General features: G+C 56.1%; 1 rRNA gene (cut by a window edge). It reads right to left on the bottom strand.

Annotated features, from left to right (window positions below):
* Positions 1-83 precede the first annotated feature (83 nt).
* Positions 84-2749, bottom strand: a 23S ribosomal RNA gene (locus FHR72_RS26330); it runs 557 nt beyond the window's last position.

Raw genomic sequence — 2749 nt, forward strand, 5'->3', positions numbered from 1 at the left:
TGTTTTTTGGTGGTGGGGTGTGTCTCGGACTTGTGGGTCCGGGGTGTGTTTGTGGTTGTGGTGTGGTTGCGAGGTTTTGTTGTTGTTGTAAGTTTTCGGCCGGTTAGTGCCAGTTCCCTGCGACCATTGCTGGTCTTCTAGGTCTGGTCTATCGATCCCGTGGTCTGCGGGGGGCCTTATCCCACTTAATGGGTGAGAAGCCTGGTCTTGGAGGGGGTTTCCCGCTTAGATGCTTTCAGCGGTTATCCTGTCCGAACGTAGCTATCCAGCAGTGCCCCTGGTGGGACAACTGGTAGACCAGAGGTTCGTCCGTCCCGGTCCTCTCGTACTAGGGACAGATTTCCTCAAGCTTCTGACGCGCGCGGCGGATAGAGACCGAACTGTCTCACGACGTTCTAAACCCAGCTCGCGTGCCGCTTTAATGGGCGAACAGCCCAACCCTTGGGACCTGCTCCAGCCCCAGGATGCGACGAGCCGACATCGAGGTGCCAAACCATCCCGTCGATATGGACTCTTGGGGAAGATCAGCCTGTTATCCCCGGGGTACCTTTTATCCGTTGAGCGACACCCCTTCCACTCAGAGGTGCCGGATCACTAGTCCCGACTTTCGTCCCTGCTTGACATGTCCGTCTCGCAGTCAAGCTCCCTTGTGCACTTACACTCAACACCTGATTGCCGTCCAGGTTGAGGGAACCTTTGGGCGCCTCCGTTACTTTTTAGGAGGCAACCGCCCCAGTTAAACTACCCACCAGGCACTGTCCCTGAACCGGATATACGGTTCGAGGTTAGAGGCCCAATACGATCAGAGTGGTATTTCAACAATGACTCCACCAAAACTGGCGTCTTGGTTTCACAGTCTCCCACCTATCCTACACAAACCGTATCGAGCACCAATACCAAGTTGTAGTGAAGGTCCCGGGGTCTTTTCGTCCTGCCGCGCGTAACGAGCATCTTTACTCGTAATGCAATTTCGCCGAGTCTATGGTTGAGACAGTTGAGAAGTCGTTACGCCATTCGTGCAGGTCGGAACTTACCCGACAAGGAATTTCGCTACCTTAGGATGGTTATAGTTACCACCGCCGTTTACTGGGGCTTAAATTCTCCGCTTCACCCCAAAGGGTTAACGGGTCCTCTTAACCTTCCAGCACCGGGCAGGCGTCAGTCCGTATACATCGTCTTGCGACTTCGCACGGACCTGTGTTTTTAGTAAACAGTCGCTTCTCACTGGTTTGTGCCACCCCCTCCCGCTGCCGGCCGCAAAAGCCATGACGGTATGGGGGTCCCCCTTCTCCCGAAGTTACGGGGGCATTTTGCCGAGTTCCTTAACCATAGTTCACTCGTACGCCTCGGTATTCTCTACCTGACCACCTGTGTTGGTTTGGGGTACGGGCCGTGTGTGCGCTCGCTAGAGGCTTTTCTTGACAGCATAGGATCACCGAATTCGCCTCAATCGGCTATGCATCACCTCTCAGACATATGAGTGACGGATTTGCCTATCACTCGTCCTACAGGTTTACCCCAGTATTACCACTGACTGGTACGGCTACCTTCCTGCGTCACCCCATCGCTTGACTACTACCACCGAAGGTCCCGCGCAGCCGGTTCCCCTCGCACCCCGAAGGGATTGATGAGGAACCATTTGGGCGGTTAGTACCGGTGATTCATCAGGGACGCTCACACACGGGTACGGGAATATCAACCCGTTGTCCATCGACTACGCCTGTCGGCCTCGCCTTAGGTCCCGACTCACCCTGGGCGGACTGGCCTGGCCCAGGAACCCTTGGTCTTCCGGCGGGCAAGGTTCTCACTTGCCTTATCGCTACTCATGCCTGCATTCTCACTCCCACACCCTCCACAGCTCCATCACTAGGCTGCTTCACCGGATGCAGGACGCTCCCCTACCCAGCGCATAAATACGCTGCCGCGGCTTCGGCGGTGTGCTTGAGCCCCGCTACATTATCGGCGCACAATCACTTGACCAGTGAGCTATTACGCACTCTTTCAAGGGTGGCTGCTTCTAAGCCAACCTCCTGGTTGTCTTCGCGACTGCACATCCTTTTCCACTTAGCACACGCTTAGGGGCCTTAGCCGGCGATCTGGGCTGTTTCCCTCTCGACGCACGGAGCTTATCCCCCGCCGTCTCACTGCCGCATTACACCGTGTCGGCATTCGGAGTTTGGCTGACGTCAGTAACCTTGTGAGGCCCATCGGCCATCCAGTAGCTCTACCTCCAACACGAACACTGCGACGCTGCACCTAAATGCATTTCGGGGAGAACCAGCTATCACGGAGTTTGATTGGCCTTTCACCCCTACCCACAACTCATCCCCTCAGTCTTCAACCTAAGTGGGTTCGGGCCTCCACGCGGTCTTACCCGCGCTTCACCCTGGCCATGGGTAGATCACTCCGCTTCGGGTCCAGAACACACCACTACACCACACACTATTGTGTGGATACGCCCTATTCAGACTCGCTTTCGCTACGGCTACCCCACCCGGGTTAACCTCGCGACATGTCCCTGACTCGCAGGCTCATTCTTCAAAAGGCACGCCATCACCCCACCCCGAAGGGAAGGCTCTGACGGATTGTAAGCGCACGGTTTCAGGTACTATTTCACTCCCCTCCCGGGGTACTTTTCACCATTCCCTCACGGTACTCATCCGCTATCGGTCACTGGGAAGTATTCAGGCTTACCGGGTGGTCCCGGCAGATTCACAGCAGATTCCACGGGCCCGCTGCTACTCGGGGA

The organism is Mycolicibacterium iranicum (genome assembly GCF_014190915.1).
Classification (GTDB): domain Bacteria; phylum Actinomycetota; class Actinomycetes; order Mycobacteriales; family Mycobacteriaceae; genus Mycobacterium; species Mycobacterium iranicum_B.